The sequence below is a fragment of the Streptomyces sp. ICN903 genome (assembly GCF_022015835.1).
GTDB lineage: Bacteria > Actinomycetota > Actinomycetes > Streptomycetales > Streptomycetaceae > Streptomyces > Streptomyces fenghuangensis.
On record NZ_JAKMAY010000098.1, the window covers coordinates 1 to 18,187 of the forward strand.

General features: G+C 73.0%; 19 protein-coding genes. 6 read left to right on the forward strand and 13 right to left on the reverse strand.

Annotation, left to right across the window (positions count from 1 at the left end):
* Both L7D48_RS12700 and L7D48_RS12705 read right to left on the reverse strand, forming a co-directional pair.
* Positions 1 to 457 (reverse strand): hemerythrin domain-containing protein (locus L7D48_RS12700; RefSeq protein WP_237879523.1); only part of this gene is annotated, 457 nt, incomplete at its 3' end.
* A 242-nt stretch (positions 458 to 699) separates the two neighbouring features.
* Positions 700 to 1,584, reverse strand: coding sequence for an RNA polymerase sigma factor SigF (locus tag L7D48_RS12705; protein WP_206347597.1), 885 nt, complete (start codon positions 1,582 to 1,584; stop codon positions 700 to 702).
* 322 nt (positions 1,585 to 1,906) lie between these two features.
* Here L7D48_RS12705 and L7D48_RS12710 point away from each other — a divergent pair, with 322 nt between their 5' ends.
* Entirely contained in the window at positions 1,907 to 2,740 is an 834-nt protein-coding gene (locus L7D48_RS12710; protein ID WP_237879526.1) for an SAM-dependent methyltransferase, read from the forward strand.
* Between the two features lie 46 nt (positions 2,741 to 2,786).
* Here the strand turns inward: L7D48_RS12710 and L7D48_RS12715 are convergent, their stop codons facing one another.
* From L7D48_RS12715 to L7D48_RS12750, 8 genes are all read right to left on the reverse strand, one after another.
* Positions 2,787 to 3,536 carry a DedA family protein gene (locus L7D48_RS12715; RefSeq protein WP_237879527.1) on the reverse strand — a complete coding sequence of 250 codons (750 nt, stop codon included), beginning with the start codon at positions 3,534 to 3,536 and terminating at the stop codon, positions 2,787 to 2,789.
* A gap of 380 nt (positions 3,537 to 3,916) precedes the next feature.
* Positions 3,917 to 4,111: a hypothetical protein gene (locus tag L7D48_RS12720; RefSeq protein ID WP_237879541.1), complete on the reverse strand. Its 195-nt coding sequence runs from the start codon at positions 4,109 to 4,111 to the stop codon at positions 3,917 to 3,919.
* 96 nt (positions 4,112 to 4,207) lie between these two features.
* Entirely contained in the window at positions 4,208 to 4,573 is a 366-nt protein-coding gene (locus L7D48_RS12725; protein ID WP_237879528.1) for a phage holin family protein, read from the reverse strand.
* Positions 4,574 to 4,751: 178 nt separating this feature from the next.
* Positions 4,752 to 5,744, reverse strand: a complete 993-nt coding sequence (locus L7D48_RS12730) for a YihY/virulence factor BrkB family protein (protein ID WP_237879529.1) — start codon at positions 5,742 to 5,744, stop codon at positions 4,752 to 4,754.
* A gap of 70 nt (positions 5,745 to 5,814) precedes the next feature.
* Entirely contained in the window at positions 5,815 to 6,465 is a 651-nt protein-coding gene (locus L7D48_RS12735) for a DUF3618 domain-containing protein (RefSeq protein WP_237879530.1), read from the reverse strand.
* A complete protein-coding gene (locus L7D48_RS12740) occupies positions 6,441 to 6,878 on the reverse strand; it encodes a phage holin family protein (RefSeq protein ID WP_237879531.1) in 438 nt (145 codons plus the stop codon). Before L7D48_RS12740 ends, L7D48_RS12735 begins: the two co-directional genes overlap by 25 nt.
* 1 nt (position 6,879) lies before the next feature.
* Positions 6,880 to 7,599 carry a hypothetical protein gene (locus tag L7D48_RS12745; RefSeq protein WP_237879532.1) on the reverse strand — a complete coding sequence of 240 codons (720 nt, stop codon included), beginning with the start codon at positions 7,597 to 7,599 and terminating at the stop codon, positions 6,880 to 6,882.
* 234 nt (positions 7,600 to 7,833) lie between these two features.
* Complete coding sequence (locus tag L7D48_RS12750; protein WP_237879533.1) at positions 7,834 to 8,667, reverse strand: DUF2382 domain-containing protein; 834 nt, start codon at positions 8,665 to 8,667, stop codon at positions 7,834 to 7,836.
* A gap of 233 nt (positions 8,668 to 8,900) precedes the next feature.
* Between L7D48_RS12750 and L7D48_RS12755 the strand changes: the two genes are divergently transcribed.
* Positions 8,901 to 10,721, forward strand: coding sequence for a glycoside hydrolase family 15 protein (locus L7D48_RS12755; RefSeq protein ID WP_237879534.1), 1,821 nt, complete (start codon positions 8,901 to 8,903; stop codon positions 10,719 to 10,721).
* A gap of 51 nt (positions 10,722 to 10,772) precedes the next feature.
* Here the strand turns inward: L7D48_RS12755 and L7D48_RS12760 are convergent, their stop codons facing one another.
* Positions 10,773 to 11,828: a glucose 1-dehydrogenase gene (locus tag L7D48_RS12760; RefSeq protein WP_237879535.1), complete on the reverse strand. Its 1,056-nt coding sequence runs from the start codon at positions 11,826 to 11,828 to the stop codon at positions 10,773 to 10,775.
* 78 nt (positions 11,829 to 11,906) lie between these two features.
* Between L7D48_RS12760 and L7D48_RS12765 the strand changes: the two genes are divergently transcribed.
* The 3 genes from L7D48_RS12765 (at position 11,907) to L7D48_RS12775 (ending at position 14,130) form a co-directional block, all read left to right on the forward strand.
* Positions 11,907 to 12,155, forward strand: coding sequence for a DUF2277 domain-containing protein (locus L7D48_RS12765; RefSeq protein WP_237879536.1), 249 nt, complete (start codon positions 11,907 to 11,909; stop codon positions 12,153 to 12,155).
* 75 nt (positions 12,156 to 12,230) lie between these two features.
* Positions 12,231 to 12,815: a TetR family transcriptional regulator gene (locus L7D48_RS12770; RefSeq protein WP_237879537.1), complete on the forward strand. Its 585-nt coding sequence runs from the start codon at positions 12,231 to 12,233 to the stop codon at positions 12,813 to 12,815.
* Between the two features lie 121 nt (positions 12,816 to 12,936).
* Positions 12,937 to 14,130, forward strand: a complete 1,194-nt coding sequence (locus L7D48_RS12775; RefSeq protein WP_237879538.1) for an FAD-dependent oxidoreductase — start codon at positions 12,937 to 12,939, stop codon at positions 14,128 to 14,130.
* Between the two features lie 33 nt (positions 14,131 to 14,163).
* Here the strand turns inward: L7D48_RS12775 and L7D48_RS12780 are convergent, their stop codons facing one another.
* The gene (locus L7D48_RS12780) at positions 14,164 to 16,545 is read right to left on the reverse strand and encodes an ATP-binding domain-containing protein (protein ID WP_237879539.1); all 2,382 of its coding nucleotides are present in this window, start codon (positions 16,543 to 16,545) and stop codon (positions 14,164 to 14,166) included.
* A 274-nt stretch (positions 16,546 to 16,819) separates the two neighbouring features.
* A complete protein-coding gene (locus L7D48_RS12785) occupies positions 16,820 to 17,650 on the reverse strand; it encodes a hypothetical protein (protein WP_237879540.1) in 831 nt (276 codons plus the stop codon).
* A gap of 209 nt (positions 17,651 to 17,859) precedes the next feature.
* On the opposite strand from L7D48_RS12785, the gene L7D48_RS12790 reads away from it, so the two are divergent.
* Entirely contained in the window at positions 17,860 to 18,054 is a 195-nt protein-coding gene (locus L7D48_RS12790) for a hypothetical protein (protein WP_093849355.1), read from the forward strand.
* Positions 18,055 to 18,187: the final 133 nt, after the last annotated feature.

Sequence of the window (18,187 nt, forward strand, 5' to 3'; positions counted from 1 at the left end):
GGGGGCGGGTCGGGGCGGTCTTCTTCGCGGTGCGCGCCTTGTCGCCCAGCTTGTCCAGCTGCTCCTGGGTCGCCGCCTGGCGCAGCCGCGGGAAGAGGTTGCGCTCCTCGTCGGCGATGTGGGAGCGGATCTCGGTCATCAGCTCGGCGACGAGCCGGTCGAACTCGGGGTCGTCGGCGCCGTGCCCCTCCATCGCCTTCATGGTGCGCTCCGCCGCGGCGTGCTCCTCGATCTCCTTGTCGGCGATCTCGTCGCCGTCGGGGAGCATCTCCCGCACCGCCGGGTACAGGTACTGCTCCTCGGCGACGGAGTGCCGCACCAGCTCCATGACGGCCTGGTCCGCGAACTCCTTGCGCCGCGCGTCTCCCACGGGCATGGCCTCGATCCTGCCGAAGAGCTCCTCGACCTCCCGGTGGTCCGTGCTCAGCTCCTGGATGATGTCTCCGCCGTGTCCCATGGCAGGTGTCTTCCTTTCCGCCGTCTGTCACAGGCGCCCGCCGAAGGGCGGGCACACCGACCGTGTGCCCGGAGTCCGGGATGGTTAACACCCGGTGACCCGATGCCGCAGGCGCCCCGCCCCGCGGGGCCCGGAACGCGCCCGGAGGTGTGTTCCGGACATGCCGACGCGGGGTCCGGCCTCCCGGCCACGGACCCCGCGTCGCCGTGCGCCCCGCCCGCGGCGGGCGCCGGCCGTCCGGCTCACTTCTGGGTCAGCATGCCCTCGCGCAGGCGTGCCAGCGCCCTGCTCAGCAACCGGGAGACGTGCATCTGCGAGATCCCCAGTTCGGCGCCGATCTCCGACTGCGTCATGTCGCCGCCGAAGCGCATCTGCAGGATGCGCCGGTCACGCTCGTCGAGCTGCTCCATCAGCGGCTTGAGCGCGTGGAGGTTCTCCACCTTCTCCAGGGCCGGGTCGACGTCCCCGAGCTGGTCGGCCAGCGGGGTGTCCTTGCCCTCGTCGCCCACGGGGAGGTCCAGGGAGCCGGCGACGTAGCCGTTGCTGGCCACCTGCCCCTCGATGACCTCCTCGACGGTGACGTTCATGAACTCCGCCAGCTCCTCGGTGGTGGCGGAGCGGCCCAGCCGGCGGCCGAGCTCCTCGTTCGCGCGGGCCAGCTCGATGCGCAGCTCCTGCAGCCGTCGCGGAACGCGTACGGCCCAGCTGGTGTCCCGGAAGAAGCGCTTGATCTCCCCCACGATGTACGGGACGGCGAAGGAGGTGAACTCCACCTCGCGGCTCAGGTCGAAACGGTCGATGGCCTTGATCAGGCCGATGGTGCCGACCTGGACGATGTCGTCCATGGGCTCCGCGCGGTGGCGGAACCGGGAGGCGACGTAGTTGACGAGCGTCAGGTTGAGCTCGATGAGGGTGTTGCGCGCGTACTGGTACTCGTGCGTCCCCTCCTCCAGCACACGCAGGCGCTCGAAGAACAGCTTCGAAAGCTGCCGGGCGTCGCGGGGCGCGACCTTGCCCGCGTCCTCGATTCTCGGCAGTTCGGGCAGATCAGTGGAGGCGGTCTCCTGCTCCTGGTCCGGCAAGACGTCACCGCTCGTCAGCTGAACCTCCGGGCTCAGAGTACGCATCGTGCCCTCCTCTTTTGATCTGTCATGTGCAGCACGGCGCGTACCCGGACCCGAACGACTCACACGCCCATCCGGGTGAGGTTTTGCCTACGTACACACGATGTCTGTTAATCGCCCGGGGTAAATGCCACCATAGCGGATTTACTTCTCACAGCACGCAGGTGTGAATGGCATGTCCGCAGTGGCCGGCGGGCCCCGGAGCCGCTCGGCCTCTCGCCCGACCGCGCGACCACCGGCGCGCGGAGGGCGACAGGTCCTAGGTTGTGGTGACGGCGGCCGGGCCGGCCGCCGTCACCACAGGGCACAGGATCAGGAGGGCCCCATGAACGACGGCCGACCCCGCACCGACCGGGACGCGCCGCCCGCGATCGACCGCAGCATCCCGCACTCGGCGCGGATCTGGAACTACTGGCTGGGCGGCAAGGACAACTACACCGCCGACCGCGAGGCGGGCGACCAGTACTGCGAGATCTTCCCCGGAATCGTGGAGATCGCCCGCGCCTCGCGGGGCTTCCTCTCCCGCGCCGTGACGCATCTGGCCGGCGAACTGGGGATCCGGCAGTTCCTGGACATCGGCACCGGGCTGCCGACCGCCGACAACACCCATGAGGTCGCCCAGCGGGTCGCCCCCGAGTCGCGCATCGTCTACGTCGACAACGACCCCCTGGTCCTGGCCCACGCCCGGGCCCTGCTGACCTCCACCCCCGAGGGCGCCACCGCCTACATCGACGCCGATCTGCGCAGCCCGGACACCATCCTGGCCGAGGCCGCCCGGACCCTGGACCTCGACCGGCCGGTCGGCCTGATGCTGATGAACATCCTGGGCCACATCGGGGACTACGACGAGGCCAGGGCGACCGTGAAGCGGCTGATGGCCGCCCTGCCTTCGGGCAGCTGCCTGGTGAGCAACGACGGCACCGACGGAAACGAGGCGTTCAACCGCGCGCAGCGGTTCTACAACGACATGGCCGGGATCCCCTATCTGCTGCGCACCCCCGAGCAGATCGCCGGGTACTTCAGGGGCCTGGAGGTGCTGGAGCCGGGTGTGGTGCCGGTCTCGCAGTGGCGTCCGCAGGCCCCGCCGACCAATGCGCCGCTCTCCGGCGGCCTTCCCCCCGCCGTGGACGAGTACGGCGGGGTCGGCGTCAAACCGTGACGGCCGGACCGTGACGGCCGGGAGCGCGGGCGGGGCGGGCGGCGGTTCAGCGCCTGGCGTGGCGGCCCCGGCCCCGCCTGCGCTCCGGGGGCGCGCCGGCCGCCTGCGCCCCGGCCACACCGCGCAGGGCGAGGGTGGTGTCGTCGGGAAGGCCGGCGGCGGGCACCACGCCCTCCGGCCGGTGCCGGGCACGCAGGTACTCGACGGCGACCGGGAGCACCGAGAGCAGCACGATCCCGACCAGTATCAGGTCGATGTTGTCGCGGACGAACCGGATCTGCCCGAGCGCCGCGCCCAGCAGCGTCACGCCCGCGCCCCACAGCACCCCGCCGAGGACGTTGAAGAGCACGAAGGTGCGGTAGTCCATCCGGCTGACGCCGGCGATGACCGGGGTGAAGGTCCGCGCGATCGGCACGAAGCGGGCCAGTACCAGGGACTTGGGCCCGTGCTTCTCGAAGAACTCGTGGGCCTTCTCCACGTTCCCCTGCTTGAAGAGCCGGGAGTCCGGCCGCCTGAACAGGGCCGGTCCCACCTTGCGGCCGAACAGGTAGCCCACCTGGTCGCCGGCGACCGCGGCGATGACGATCAGGGTGCACACCAGCCACAGCGGGTAGTGCAGGTACTGGCCGGTGGCGACGAGCAGGCCGGTGGTGAACAGCAGCGAGTCACCGGGCAGGAAGAAGCCGATGAGCAGCCCGGACTCGGCGAAGACGATGCAGAGGATGCCGATCAGGCCGAAGGTCTGGATGAGGTGGTCCGGGTCCAGCCAGGCCGGGCCGAGCGCGAGGGTGGTCACTGGGGACGTGCTCCTGGGAGGTGGGCATGCGCCGGGGCGAGACCGCGGGCGCACACGCCGCCCGGGCATCGTGGTGCCGGACGGCACCTGTGGCTGGAACTTACAGCGTTCGCGGCGGCCGTCCGGTTCCCGCTCCGGGGAACGGAGGACCGGAATTCCCGTTGAGCACACGGGGCCGGTGAACGGAGAACGGCACCGCCCGCACGCGGCGGGCGGTGCCGTGGAGCGGCGGCGGGAAACACGGCCTGGGCCCTGTCCGACAAATAGCGTTGTCCGCCCGAAGGGTGGGCTCCGCGGTGTCCGGCACGCGCTCCCCCGGCCGGAGGCCGGGGGAGCGCGTGCCGGACACCGCGGAGCAGGCGGGATTTGTCGGAGAGGGCCTAGGGGAGGTACCTCTCGACGGCGGCGGCTCCGTGCTCCTCCAGCTCCCTGCGCGCCTTCTCGATCCGCTCCGGCGTGGGCTCGCGGCCGGACAGCCTGACCAGGTCCTCCGGGTCCACCGGCTGCTCGCTGCCGGTGCGCAGGTGCGTCGGCCGCGGCGCGGAGGACTCTTCCTTCTCGTGTTCACCCTTCACAGCGAGCCTCCTCTGCTCGGTTCCACTCCCATGAGCGGGGTTGTCTGCTGCGTACCCCCGCATTCCCGGCTGATTCCCCCGGGACGGGACACACGGTCACGGGCCGGTCGCCGCCGGGCGCGCCCCCGAGGCGCGCCCGGCGGCCCTGAGCCGGTCGCGGCCCGCTCTCGCCATCGCTCCGGCCCCCGCGGCGTAGGCCAGTGTGAGCACGGCCGCCGCCTGCGCCGGGTGCAGGGCGGACTCCAGGGCGCGCAGTGCCGCCCGGTGGGCGGAGCCCACCGCCAGCAGCGCGCACACCCCGGCGCCGCCCAGCAGCGCGCCGCCCGCACCCGCCTGCCGGGCGGCGCTGCGCAGCCCGTCGCCGACCCCCTGGAAGCGGTCGCGGAACAGCTCGGACGCCTCCCGGGTCACCTGCTCCACGGCAACGGCGATGTGTTCGCCCGCGGTCCCGCTCTGCGGCATCGTCTCCCTCTCCCTCCGGGCCCGGTCCGCCCGGTGCTCGTGCTCCCGCCGCGCCCGGCGGCGCGGTACCCCGCTGATGCCCCCGTACCCGCCGGGGTCCGTCCGATGCCCGCGTCCGGCCCCGCGCGCGCCGGCCCCCGGACGCTTCGTCCGGGGGCCGGCGCGCGCGGGGCCGGGGTCAGTCCCGGCCACTGGGGTTGTCGTCCGAGAACTTGCGGGTGTCGCGCGGCTCGACGTAGGGCTCCTCCTCGGCCGGGTGCCCCGCCTCGATGGCCCGGCCGCGCTCGATCTCGGCGTTGAGCTCCTGGCCCAGCAGGATCACGATGTTGGTGATCCACAGCCAGATCAGGAAGATGATCACGCCTGCCAGGCTGCCGTAGGTCTTGTTGTAGTTGCCGAAGTTGGCGACGTAGAAGGCGAAGGCGACCGACGCCAGGATCCACAGCAGCACGGCGAGCAGGCTGCCGGGGCTGACCCACCGGAAGCGGCGCTTGACGTTGGGCGCGGCCCAGTACAGCAGCGCGATCATGAAGGCGACGAGCAGGACCAGCACCGGCCACTTGGCGATGCTCCACACCGTCAGGAAGGTTTCGCCCAGGCCGATGACGTCACCGGCGCGCTGTGCGATGTCGCCGGTGAAGACCACCGCGACCGAACTCAGCGCCAGGATGACCAGCAGGACCAGGGTGATGCCCACCCGTACCGGCAGCGTCATCCAGATCGGGCGCCCCTCCTCGATGTCGTAGATGGCGTTGGACGCCCGCATGAAGGCGGCGACGTATCCGGACGCCGACCACACCGCCAGCGCCAGACCGATGACCAGCGCGAATCCGGCGGCCCCCTGGTTGTTCTGGAGCTGTGTCAGCATGCTCTCGAGGATGTCGCGCGCGGCCCCCGGGGCGATGTTGCCGAGATTGTCGATCAGGGGCTGGATCGCGGAACTGCCGATCACGCCCAGGATCGACACCAGCGCGAGCAGCGCGGGGAAGATCGACAGGACTCCGTAGTAGGTGAGGGCGGCGGCCCAGTCGGTGACGTTGTCGTCCTTGAACTCGGCGACCGTGCGCTTGAGCACGCCCTTCCAGGACCTCTTCGGCAGGTCGGTGGGCTCCTCGGGAGTCTGCCCGGCGGAACCGTCCCGCTGCCGCTGCCGGCTCTCGTGCTTCGTCATGTGGTGGCACCTCGTCCGTTCCCGGTCGCCCCCGCCCGCGCGGGCGGGGGCGACCGCCGCGGAGCCTTTCTCAGTGCGCCGAGCCGGGGCTCTGGCGGCGGGTCTCACCGGCCACGCTCTGCCCGGACTGGCGGGCCTGTCCCTTGACCTCGCCGGCCTGCCCGCGGGCCTCTTCGGCGGTGGTGCGGGCGGCGTCCGAGGCCGTCTCCTTGACCTGCTGAGCGGCCTGCTGGCCGGACTGCCTGGCGTCCTCCTTGAGGTGCTCCACGGACTCCATCGCCGCTTCCTTCACCGGCTCGGCCAGTCCGCCCGCCTTCTCCGACAGCCGGCCCACCGCCTGCTCCTCCTTCTGCGAGCTGCGCAGCATCGAGGCCGTCAGCATCCCGGCGCCGAAGGCGATCACACCGGCTGCCAGCGGGTTGCCCTGGGTCTTCCGCGCGGCGTGGTGGGGGGCCGCCTTGACGGCCTCGCCCGCCTGTCCGGCTCCCTCGCGCGCCCTGTCCGCGGTGTGCCCGGCGCTCTCACGGACCGACTGCGTCGTGTCCGAGGTGGTTCCCATCACTCGCTCCCGTACTACGGTCATCCTGCCCCGCGCCCGCTCCTTGCGGCGGCGGACGGCGTGGCGGGGGTTGGCGTGGTCGGCAAGCCTGCCGACGTCCTCCGACAGCTCCTGCCGGGTGGTGTCGATCTGAGCCCTCAGCTCGTCGGGTGACGTGCCCATTCGGCGTCCTCCTTGAGGGTCTGGACGGTGCGCTCCGGCTTGGGGTGGACCTGCTTCATCTTCGAGCGGCCCATCACGTACATCACGGCCGCGGCCACGCCCCACAGGACGGTGACGATGAGCGCCGCCCAGCCCCAGTCCATGACGTTGGCCAGGCCGAAGGTGAGCGCCAGCGAGGCGAACAGGACGGTCATGTAGCCGGCGAACCCGGCTCCGCCGTACATGCCGGCGGCCTTGCCCGCCTTGGTGGCCTCCTCGCGGATCTCGGCCTTGGCCAGTTCCACTTCCTGCCGGAACAGCTTCTGCGCGTCCGAGGTGACCGCGGAGAGCAGCTCGCCGATCGAGGCGTCCTCCTGTGTCGTCCTGCCCCGGGCCTCCAGGTCGGTGTCCGGCCGGTGAGCCGTGTACGCCATGTCAGCCCACCTCCGGACGGCGGGGGACGTCGGGGGTCCCGTAGGTGCCGGTTGCCCCGTAGCCGCCGGTGCCGGCGGTACCCGGGGCGCCGTAGGAGGGCTCCCCGTAGCCGGGCATCTGCCGGACCTCTCCGCCCGGGCCGGTGGGAACCGCGGCGCCCGGGGTCGGCGGGTAGGCCTCGTAGCCCTGCGCCTGCGCCGTACCGGAACCGTCCTGCCCATGCCCGGCCGACTTGGTGCCCGCCTTGGCCACGCGCCCGATGGCGAAGCCGGCCAGCGCCGCGCCCGCCAGGAAGGCGCCCGGGCGGCGGCGTGCGAAGGACTCCACACCCTCGATCAGGCCGCCGACGCCCCGCTCCTCCAGCGTGTCCGCCGCGCGGCGGCCGCCGTCGGCGGCCTGGGCCACGAGGTTCCGCACCGGGGAGTCGGACCGGGTGTTCTCCGCCATGCCCGACAGGTCGTCGGCCCACTGGCGTATGGTGTCGGCCGTCCTCCTGGTCTGCGTGTCCGCCTCCCGCGTGGCACGCTCCCTGAGGTGGTCCGCCATGCCGACGACCTGGTCGCGGGCCTCGCCCGTCACATTGCGCGCCTGTTCCCTGGCGCTGCCGGCCACGGTGCCCGCGGCCTCCTTCGCCCGGTCGGCCGTGGCGCGGGTCTCCTGCTTCGCGGTCTGGCCTGTCTGCTGTGCGGGGCCGTTGCCCGTGATCGGAGATTCACTCACCGGTGCCTCCAGTTGGTCCTGCGGAATTTGCCTTTTGCGTCATATGTGACTAGTGGCTCACGAAGGGCGAAGTACCCTTCCTTCGACCCGCCATTCACACAACATTCCCTTTTGCCCGAACCTCCGGCTGTGCTCCGCCGGCGCTTCGGCGGCACCCCGGCGACCTCCGGCACGGCCGGGGCCCGTACGGAAAGGACGTCTCCGAACGGGCCCCGGGGGGATGGAACCGGCGGTTCAGCGGCGGCGCCGCTTGTCCTCGGCCGTCTCCTCCTCCTCGATGCGCTCCTTGCGCACCTGTCCCTGGACGGTCTCCTCCTCGGTGCGCTCGTCGGTGGTCAGACGCACCCGTTCCACCGGGCGCGTCTCGGTCTCGACCACCGGACGCTCCTCGTGCAGGGTCACCTCGTGCTCGGCCTCGGAGATCTCCGGGCCGCTCATGGCCTCGCCCCTGTTCTCCTCGGTGATGGGCTCGCGCTCCACGCGGACTTCCTCGTGCCGCACGGGCACCGTCTTCTGGACGTCCTCGGTGACGACGTACTTGCGCAGCCGGGCCTTGCCGGTCTCCTGGCGTTCGACGCCGACGCGCATCTCCTCCTCGGAGCGCGTCATGGCCTCGTCGCGGTCGCGGCCGCGGGTTCCGCCCGTACCCGTGCGGCCCCCGGCCGTACCCGCCGCGGCGGCCGTGCCCGCGGTTCCTGCCGTGCCCGCGGTGCCGGTGCCGGTACGGCCGGTCTCCTGCCCGTAGCCGCCCCAGTCGACGCCGTAGTAGTCGTACAGCCGGCGCTCCTCCTGCTCGGACAGGTGACCGCCCTGGTCCACGTCGACGTGGGGGGCGCCCTTGACCTGGTCCTTGGAGTACGGCACCTCCAGGTGGTCCTCCACCATGGCCGCGTCGTGGATCGGAACGAAGGTCTCATGGCTGCCGAAGAGCCCGGTGCGGACGCTCGCCCACTCAGGCTGACCCGTGACGTCGTCGAGGAAGACGTGCCCCGCCTCTCCGATCTTCTTGCCCTCGGCGTCGTAGACCTGGTGGTCCAGTACCTCGGGTATCTGCTCCTTGGTGATCATGAGCCTCTCCTCGTTGCCGGCTTCCTCTGGCTCCAAGACTGCGAATAACCACCCGAAAGGACCTGGAAACCGGCAAAAGGGACAAACGCTGATAAAAATGAACAGTTTCCCTTCCCTCCGCTTCCCTCCCCTCCGCCGAAGCCGGGGCGCTCCTCCCCGCCCACCCGTGTAGCGGCGCAATCACCGGGTACCCGTGCCGCCGGCGACCCGAGCGGGCCGAAGGGAGACGCCGCGTGCCGCTCCGGCTTGAGGACTACGCTCTGCTGGGCGACACCCGTACCGCCGCACTGGTGGGCTACGACGGCTCGGTGGACTGGCTGTGCCTGCCCCGGTTCGACTCCGACGCGTGCTTCGCCGCCCTGCTGGGCCGCCCCGAGCACGGCCGCTGGCTGCTGGCCCCCCGTGACCGGGCCCGGCCACTGGCCCGCCGCTACCGGGACGACAGCGCGGTACTGGAGACCGAGTACGCCGGCCCCGAGGGCCGGGCCCGGGTGACCGACTGCATGCCCGTCGACGGCGACCACCCCTCGGTGGTGCGCGTGGTCGAGGGCCTGGAGGGGCGGGTGCGGATGCGCTCGCTGGTGCGTCTGTGCTTCGACTACGGCGTCACCCCGGCCTGGTTGCGGCCCGAGGGACGCAGGCTGCGCGCCTACGCGGGGCCGGACGTGGTCGTCCTCGACTCCGGCACGGACTTCACCGTGGACGGTGACGGCCGCTGCGTCGCGGACTTCTCCGTCGACGCGGGCCGGAAGGTGGGCTTCAGACTGGCATGGAGGGGCTTGCGCCACGGGGAGCCGGACCGGCCGGACACCGCGGAGCTGGTCCGGACGGTGGCCGCCACCGAACGGTGGTGGCGGGAGTGGGCCGGCCACTGCACCTACTCCGGCGATTACCGCGAGGCGGTGGTGCGCTCCCTGATCACGCTCAAGGCCCTGAGCTACTCGCCCAGCGGCGGCATCGTGGCCGCCCCCACCACCTCCCTGCCCGAGCAACTGGGCGGTGTGCGCAACTGGGACTACCGCTACTGCTGGCTGCGCGACGCCACCTTCACCCTCATGGCACTGCTGGACTCCGGATACGAGCGGGAGGCGGTGGCCTGGCGCGACTGGCTGCTGCGCGCGCTGGCAGGCGACCCGCGGCGGATGCAGATCATGTACGGCGTCGAGGGCGAACGGCTGCTGAGCGAGACGGAACTGGACTGGCTGCCCGGTTACGAGCACTCCCGCCCCGTGCGCATCGGCAACGCCGCCTCCGGCCAGCTCCAGCTGGACGTCCACGGGGAGCTCATGGACGCCCTGCACCAGGCCAGGGCCCACGGCGTGCCGCCGGACCAGGACGCCTGGCGGGTCCAGCGCGTGCTGATGGACTTCCTGGAGTCCCACTGGCGCGATCCCGACAACGGCATCTGGGAGGTGCGCGGCCCGCGCCGGGACTTCACCCACTCCAAGGTGATGGCCTGGGTGGCCGCGGACCGGGCGGTCAAGGCCGTGGAGCACTTCGGTCTGGAGGGACCCGCCGACCGGTGGAGGAGCCTGCGGCGGGAGATCTTCCGCGAGGTCTGCGCGTACGGCTACGACCCCGACCGCGCGACCTTCACCCAGTTCTACGGCTCCGCGGAGCTGGACGCCTCGCTGCTGCTCATCCCGTCCGTGGGATTCCTGCCCGCGAACGACCCGCGGATGAGGGGAACCGTCGCCGCGATCGAACGGGAGCTGCTCAGGGACGGCCTGGTGCAGCGCTACACCATGGGCGGCCGCACCGACTCCGTGGACGGCCTGCCCGCGGGCGAGGCGGCCTTCCTGCCCTGCTCCTTCTGGCTGGCCGACAACTACATCCTCCAGGGCCGCGTGCGGGAGGGCCGGGAGCTGTTCGAGCGGCTGCTCGACCTGCGCAACGACCTGGGCCTGCTCTCGGAGGAGTACGACACCGGGCACCGGCGGCTGGTCGGCAACTTCCCCCAGGCCCTCTCCCACATCCCGCTGATCGACACCGCGCAGAACCTGGCCGGGGGCCGGGGCCCCTCCCGCCTCCGCTCCGGCGACGGGAGCTCCTGAGCCCCCCGCTCCCCTCGCTCCCGAGCCCGGTGCTCACAAGCCCGGCGGCGCTCAGTGCCGGGCGAGCTCGATGACCGTCTTGACGTCGTCCGGCCGCCGTTCGAAGGCCTGGGCGAAGGACTCCAGCGGCACCCGGCGGGTGATCAGCGCGTCCAGCCAGCCCCGGTCCGCCCCGGCGAGGGCCTCGGCCGCGGCGGCGTAGTGCTGCCGGTTGGCGTTGACCGAGCCGACCACCGCGGAGTTGTCCAGCACCAGCTCGCGGTTGAGGTATCCGGCGTCCACCTCCAGGGTGCGGCCGGCGGGCGACAGACCGGTCAGGCAGAGCACCCCGTAGGGGTCCATGGCCGACATCACCCCGAACACCACCGGCGCGGCGCCGGTCGCCTCGATCACCACGTCCGGCCGCACCCGCTCCATGACCCGCTCGGCGTCCTCGCAGTGGTACTCGGCGCCCAGCCCGCGGACCAGTTCCGGCTTGGGGCCGCTCTCCACCCGGTCCAGGACGTGGACCTCCAGACCGCGCCGCCGCCCGAGCAGCGCGGCGAGCAGCCCGATCGGCCCGGCCCCCGTGACGAGCACCGAGTGCGGGGCGAACCAGGACCTCCCGCCGACGCGCTCCACCTGGTCCCACGCCTTGGCCACCACGGTGGCGGGCTCCATGAGTACCCCGACGTGCTCCAGCCCGGGGTCCAGGCGCACCGCGTAGTCGGTCTCGACCGTCCAGGAGGTGGAGGCGTATCCGTCGAGCCCCTTGATGCCGCGCTCGGTGAACATCCCGTTGCGGCACATGTCGAAGTAGCCGTGGGCGCACGCCCCGCACGGCACGGGGTCGGGCCGGCGGACGACGCCGACCACCAGGTCGCCGGGCACCCAGCCGCTGTCCGGCGGCGCCTGGCGCACCCGGCCCAGGGACTCGTGGCCGATGACCAGCCGCTCCCGGTCCGGCGGCGGGGCTCCGTGGCCTCCCGAGACGATCTCCAGATCGGTGCCGCACACGCCGACGGCCAGGCCGTCCACCAGCAGTTCCCCCTCCCCCGGCTCGGGGTCGGGGAGGGTGTCGAGCCGCAGGGAGTTCCTCCGGTCGGGAGCCACGGTCAGTGCCTGCACGTCCACTCCATCCGTCGGTCGGGGTCCGGTGTCTCCCCGGTACCCCCGGCCGCGCCGGACACGCGCCACACTGGGGGCATGTGCCGCAGCATCAGGACACTCCGACCGCCCATGGCGCCCGAGGCGAGCGACGAGGACATCCGCGCCGCCGCCCTGCAGTACGTCCGCAAGGTCTCGGGCTTCAGGGCGCCCGCCGCCCACAACCGCGCCGCCTTCGAGCGCGCCGTCGAGGCCGTGGCCGAGGCGACCCGGGAGCTCCTGGACGACCTGGAGGTACGCGGCCGGGGCGGCGCCCGGCCGCCCGGGGAGCCTTCGTCCCGCTCCTGACCTCCCCGCCCGGTCCCCCGGCCCCTGCCTCCGGACAGGGGCAGGGCCAACGGGCGTTGGCCTAGACTCGCCGCCATGCAGCCGACCGACACCGCCCCCGGCGGCCGTCCCCGCCGCTCCGACGCCACCCGGGCCGCCATCCTGGAGGCGGCCCGCGAGCGCTTCGCCTCCGACGGTTACGAGCGCGCCACCATCCGCGCCATCGCCCGGGACGCGGGCATCGATCCTTCGATGGTGATGCGCTACTACGGCAACAAGGAGGGGCTGTTCGCTGCGGCCAGCGAGTTCGACCTGCGCCTTCCCGACCTGGCCGCCGTGCCCCGCGAGGAGGCCGGGGCCGTGCTGGTCGGGCACTTCCTGGAACGCTGGGAGGAGGACGACGTGCTGAACGCGCTGCTGCGCGTCGGCGTCACCAACCCCGCGGGCGCCGAGCGCATGCGCGCGGTCTTCCAGGAGCAGGTGGCCCCCGCGGTGGCGGCCGTCTGCCCCGATCCGGAGCGGGCGGGGGCCCGCGCGGCCCTGGTGGTCTCGCAGATCCTGGGCATGGCCGTGAGCCGGTACGTGCTGCGCTTCCCGCCCGCGGCCGGGATGCCGCGGGCGGAGGCCGTCGCCTGGCTGGCGCCGACGGTGCAGCGCTACCTGACGGCGGAGTCGCCCTGACGCACCCCGAATGCCAACGGTTGTTGGCCAACATCTGTTGACTCGATGCCGCCCGGCGCGCCATCCTGGCACCAGACGTTGGCCAACAACCGTTGGCACCAAACGGAAGAGGTGCTGCCCCATGAGCGGAACCGCCGAAGCCACCACCCCCGCGCTCCCCGGCCGGACGGACGTCGTCATCGTCGGCGCCGGGCCCACCGGTCTGGCCCTGGCCGCCCACCTGGCCTCCGCCGGCGTGGCCTTCCTCCTGCTGGACCGGCTGCCGCAGGGCGCGGGCACCTCGCGCGCGGGAGTCGTCCACGCCCGCACCCTGGAGACGCTGGAGCCGGTGGGGGCCGCCGCCCCGCTGGTCGAGCGCGGTCTGCGGGTGACACGGTTCGGCGTGAGCCGGGGACGGCACCGGCTGGCGACCGTCGCGTTCGACGGCCTGCCAACCCCGTACCCCTACGCGCTGATGCTCCCGCAGCACGAGACCGAGGCCGTACTGCGAGGCCGCGTCCGCTCCCTCTCCGGCGACCGCGCCCCGGTACGCCGCCCGTACACCGTGACCGGCCTCGGGCAGGAGCCCGGCGGGGTGACCGTCACGGTGGACGGCCCGCGGGGGACACAGACCGTGCGGGCCGCCTACGCCGTCGGCGCCGACGGGATGCGCAGCACGGTCCGGGAAGCGGCCGGCATCGGCTACCGGGGCGGCCGCTACGCCCAGTCCTTCGTGCTGGCGGACGTGCGGATGGACTGGCGGCCCGGCCGCGAGGAGGTGTCCATGCTGTTCGGCCCGGACGGGCCGGCCCTGGTGGCCCCTCTGCCCGGGGACGTCTTCCGTCTGGTGGCCGCCGTGCCCGAGGCGCCCGGGGAACCGGACGCCGCGCTCGTCCAGCGGGTGCTGGACGAGCGCGCGGACGGGCAGGGGCGGGTCGGCGAGTTGCTGTGGGGCTCGCGCTTCCACGCACACCACCGGATCGCCGACCGCTACCGCGCCGGGCGGATCGTGCTGGCCGGCGACGCCGCCCACGTCCACAGCCCCGCCGGCGGTCAGGGCATGAACATCGGCATCCAGGACGCCGGCGCCCTCGGGCGGGCGCTGGCCGACATCCTCCTCCGCGGCGCGGACCCGGACGCCCGGCTGGACGCCTACGAACGGGAGCGGCGCCCGGCGGCCGAACGCGTCATCGCCTTCACCGACCGCCTCACCCGGGCGGTCACCGCCCGCTCCCTGCCCGTCCGCGCCGGCCGGGACGTGACCCTGCGTCTGCTGGGCCACGTCCCGGCCTGGCGCACCCGGCTCGCCGCCGAACTGGCCGGGCTCCGCACCTGACCCGGCCGGCGGGCAGGGGCCCCTCAGCACCCGTCAGTACCCGCCGGAGTCCCCGTGCCCGCCGTACGGGACCAGCCGGGCCAGAGCGCCGGGCAGTCCGCCGGTGTGCACCACTCCCAGCCGCCGGGTGGCGCGGGTGAGGGCGACGTAGAGGTCGTTCAGGCCGCGCGGCGAGGCGGCCGCGATCTCCTCCGGCCCGACGAGCAGTACGGAGTCGAACTCCAGGCCCTTGGCCCGTGCGACGTCCAGCACCGCCACCGTGCCCTCCAGCCTCACCTCCCGCCCGGTCTCCGCCCCGGGCACGGCCGCCGCCACCGCGCGGCCCAGCTCCGCCAGCCGGGCGCCGGGCACGATCACCGCCAGCCGCCCCTCCCCCACGGCCACCGCCTCCTTCGCCGCCAGCTCGGCGACCCGGTCGGGCAGTTCACCCCGCGGTACGCGCAGACGCCACGGCCGTACGCCGGTGGAGCGCACCGGCCGCGGCGGCTCGGCGGCCGTTCCCAGCGCGGCCAGCACGCCGGCGGCGACCTCCGCGATCTCCGCGGGGGTGCGGTAGTTGACCTCCAGCCGCTCCAGCCGCCACCGGTCCCCCACGTGCGGGGCGAGCGCCTCGTCCCAGGACGCCGCCCCGCCCCGGGTCCCCGCCTGGTCGATGTCGCCGACCAGGGTCATCGACCGGCCGGGGCAGCGCCGCATCAGCAGCCGCCAGTCCATCGCGGACAGCTCCTGCGCCTCGTCCACGACGACATGGCCGAAGGCCCAGGTCCGGTCGGCCGCCGCGCGCTCGGCCGGGGTGCGGTGGTCGCCCTCCTCGTGGCGCTCGGCCAGCAGGCCGGCGTCCAGCAGATCGTGGGCGGTGAGCGTCTCGGCCTCCTCGCCGGCCTCCAGATCGGTGGAGCGGGAGCCGTGGGCGGTGTCCAGCGCCTCCTGGGCAAGGGCGATCCGCTCGCGGCGCCCGGCCTCGGCGGCGGCGCGGGCGGCCCGGTCGTCCTCCCCCAGCAGTTCGGCGGCCTCGTCCAGCAGGGGTACGTCCGCCGGGGTCCACCGGCTTCCCGGGGCGCGTTCCAGCAGCGCGCGTTCGGCGGGTGCGAGCCGGGGGGCGGCGGACGCCAGCCGCTCGGGCGAGGCGTACAGGTCCGCCAGCAGGCACTGCGGCGTCAGGGACGGCCACATCGCGTCGACCGCCGCGCGCACCCCGGCATCCGCCGCCAGCTCCCGGCGGATGCCCTCGATCTCCTCCTCGCCCAGCAACTCGGCCTGAAGGTCCTCGCCGGCCACGGGGGCGGGCTCGGCGAACGGCTCGCCGTCCTCACCGAGGGCTCCGAGCACCGACTCCGTCAGCTCCTCCGCGACCCGCCGGGCGAGGGCGTCGAGGACGAGCCGGGCGAACACCGGCCGCGCCCGGTTGTGCGGCAGCCCGGTGGCACGGGCCCGCTCCAGCGCCCGCAGGCAGCCGGCGCGGTCCAGCCGTACGGTCTCACGGCCGTGGACGGCCTCCAGCCCGCCGTCGGGGACGTGCTGCCGGTCGCGCACGGCGGCGGCCACGACCTGAGCCATCACCGCCCGGCCCTTGACCTCGGCCGCCCCGGGCGGCTCCTCGCCGTCGGCGGTGACGCCGGGGTACAGCTCACCCACCGTGGACAGCAGCACGCTGGTCTCGCCGAGGGAGGGAAGCACCTCCGCCACGTACCGCAGGAAGACCGGGTTGGGGCCGACGACCAGCACCACGCTGCGGGCCAGCCGCTCCCGGTGGGTGTACAGCAGGTACGCCGCGCGGTGCAGGGCGACGGCGGTCTTCCCGGTGCCGGGACCGCCCTGTACGACCAGCACGCCGGCGTGGGGGGAGCGGATGACCCGGTCCTGCTCGGCCTGGACGGTCTCGACGATGTCGCCCATCCGGCCGGTGCGGTCGGCGCTCAGCGCGGCCAGCAGGGCGGCCTCTCCCACGAGCGCGCCGTCGCCGCCGTCCGGTCCGAGCAACTCGTCCTGGACGCCGGTGACCGTCCGGCCGCTGGTCCGGATGTGGCGGCGGCGCCTCACACCCTGCCGGGAGATTCCGGTGGCGGTGTAGAAAGGGCGCGCGGCGGGAGCCCGCCAGTCGATGAGCAGCGGTTCCCCGTCCGTGTCCCCGTCCGGGTCGTCATTCGCGATTCCGAGCCGCCCGACATAGCGCCGTCCGCCGTCGAGCAGATCGAGCCTGCCGAAACACAGCCCGTTCTCCGCGGAATCCAGGCGGCTGATTCCCTCCCGGTGGCGGGCGGCGGCCACATCCCTCTCCAGTAGGGCCTGGTGACCGGTCCCGCTCTGCGACAGAGCCGTCCTCAGCCGCCCGGCCTCCTGCTCACGCAGCTCGTCGAGCCTGCGGTACAGGCGGGTGACGTAACACTGCTCCCCCTCGATTTCCTGCCTTGACAAAACACTCCCCCATTCGCTATTCTCAACTCGACTGAAACTTTCTTTTTCTTCGAAAAAGACGCGAGTTCGCGAATATAGCGAATACGGGGTTCGTCATTCAACCCCGCGCCACTTTCTCTCCCCCCTTTTTCCGTGAAGCCGTGCGGGCCGATACGGTCAACGGCCCGTCGAGCCGTCGATGCGCTCGCGCAGGATGTCAGCGGTGTCCGTCGTGTCCGTCATGCGGCGACCCCAGCCGCCGCGCACGCCCCCCGGGGGCAGAGCCCGGAGCGACTCAGGCCAGCAGGGCGTGCAGCGAGGCGGTCATCGCGGCGGCGAACGCCTCCTCCGTTCCGGCGTCCACCCGGTCCAGCGACAGGTAGGGATTGAGGTCCTCCAGCTCCACGAGCAGCAGCTCCCCGTCCGCCGTACGGCAGGCGTCCACCCGCTGGATGCCGTGGTCGATGGCGTTCCAGTCCACGAACCGCTGGGCGAAGACGAGGTCGTCCGCCGTGGGGGCGTACGGCTCCAGCTCCCAGCGCCGCGCGGGGTCGGGGGCGTAGAGGGCGTACTGGAACGAGCGGTCGACGAAGTAGAACGAGACCTCGTGGCGGAAGTCGATCCTCGGCTGGACCAGCAGGCCCGCGTCGAGCCCGAGGGCGAGGTCGGCCAGCCGCTCCGCGGGGACGACCTCCAGGCCGATGGAGTCGGCGCCGAGCTCGGGCTTGACGACGTACTCGGCCGCCGGCGGCAGCCGGTCCAGGTCCTCGCGGCGGTCGACGGTGGGGATGACCGGCTCACCCGCCGCGCTCAGCTCGGTCAGATACCGCTTCCCGACCATGTCCGCCCTGCCCGACAGCTCGTTGAAGACCCTGCTCCCCCGCTCCAGCGCCCGGGCGCGGAAGTCCTCCCAGGCTTCCCGGTGGTGCAGCACGGGGCCGCTGTTGCGCACCACGACCGCGTCGAAGGCGTCCATCAGCGCCGCCGCGTCGCGCGGGTGGCAGAGCGCGATCCGGAAGTCCCGGCGCAGCCGGGCCGAGAGGCGGACGTCCTCGTCGCCGTAGCGGCGGCCCCGGGCCTCGTAGGAGAGGTCGGTGACGTAGAGCAGTGCGGGCTTGTGGCGCATGGTTCCCGTTCCCTGTCGCGTGTCGGTCCCCGAGAAGCTACCTCCCGGCCTCCGGGGACCGGCCGCCCCCTCCGTCCGGACGGGGTACCCCGGGCGGAGCAGAGGAAATGTGCTGATATCACTCTTCCGCCGCTTTCGGCACCCCGGACGCTCTGTGAAGCTTGAGGGACACACGGTGACAAACCCATCGCCACACAGGGAGTTGACCCATGGTGCTGTCGATCTCCGGTGTCCTGCTGTTCGGAGTGATCGTCTTCCTGTTCTTCCGCAAGGACAACCTCAAGCTCTCCCACGCCATCGTGTGCGCGCTCTTCGGGTTCTACCTGGCGGGATCGGCGATCGCACCCGGCATCCAGGCGGGCGGGGACACCCTCGCCAACCTCCTCGGGAACATCCCCTTCTAGGAACCCCTCCCCGGTACGCCCACCGGGATCCCCGCACCCACGACCCGCAGGACTTCGAGCCCCAGGGCTCCGGACGGCAGGAGATTCGGCGTGGCCTGGCGGCCCTTCCCCCCGGCACTCACCCCGCTGCACG

Bases quoted from the DNA above. Each gene is read 5' to 3' on its own strand.
- L7D48_RS12750 (WP_237879533.1), bottom strand. From the start codon at position 8,667: ATGATCACCAAGGAGCAGATACCCGAGGTACTGGACCACCAGGTCTAC.
- L7D48_RS12785 (WP_237879540.1), bottom strand. From the start codon at position 17,650: ATGCGCCACAAGCCCGCACTGCTCTACGTCACCGACCTCTCCTACGAG.
- L7D48_RS12765 (WP_237879536.1), top strand. From the start codon at position 11,907: ATGTGCCGCAGCATCAGGACACTCCGACCGCCCATGGCGCCCGAGGCG.
- L7D48_RS12770 (WP_237879537.1), top strand. From the start codon at position 12,231: ATGCAGCCGACCGACACCGCCCCCGGCGGCCGTCCCCGCCGCTCCGAC.
- L7D48_RS12775 (WP_237879538.1), top strand. From the start codon at position 12,937: ATGAGCGGAACCGCCGAAGCCACCACCCCCGCGCTCCCCGGCCGGACG.
- L7D48_RS12740 (WP_237879531.1), bottom strand. From the start codon at position 6,878: ATGGCGTACACGGCTCACCGGCCGGACACCGACCTGGAGGCCCGGGGC.
- L7D48_RS12790 (WP_093849355.1), top strand. From the start codon at position 17,860: ATGGTGCTGTCGATCTCCGGTGTCCTGCTGTTCGGAGTGATCGTCTTC.
- L7D48_RS12735 (WP_237879530.1), bottom strand. From the start codon at position 6,465: ATGGGCACGTCACCCGACGAGCTGAGGGCTCAGATCGACACCACCCGG.
- L7D48_RS12710 (WP_237879526.1), top strand. From the start codon at position 1,907: ATGAACGACGGCCGACCCCGCACCGACCGGGACGCGCCGCCCGCGATC.
- L7D48_RS12705 (WP_206347597.1), bottom strand. From the start codon at position 1,584: ATGCGTACTCTGAGCCCGGAGGTTCAGCTGACGAGCGGTGACGTCTTG.
- L7D48_RS12730 (WP_237879529.1), bottom strand. From the start codon at position 5,744: ATGACGAAGCACGAGAGCCGGCAGCGGCAGCGGGACGGTTCCGCCGGG.
- L7D48_RS12725 (WP_237879528.1), bottom strand. From the start codon at position 4,573: ATGCCGCAGAGCGGGACCGCGGGCGAACACATCGCCGTTGCCGTGGAG.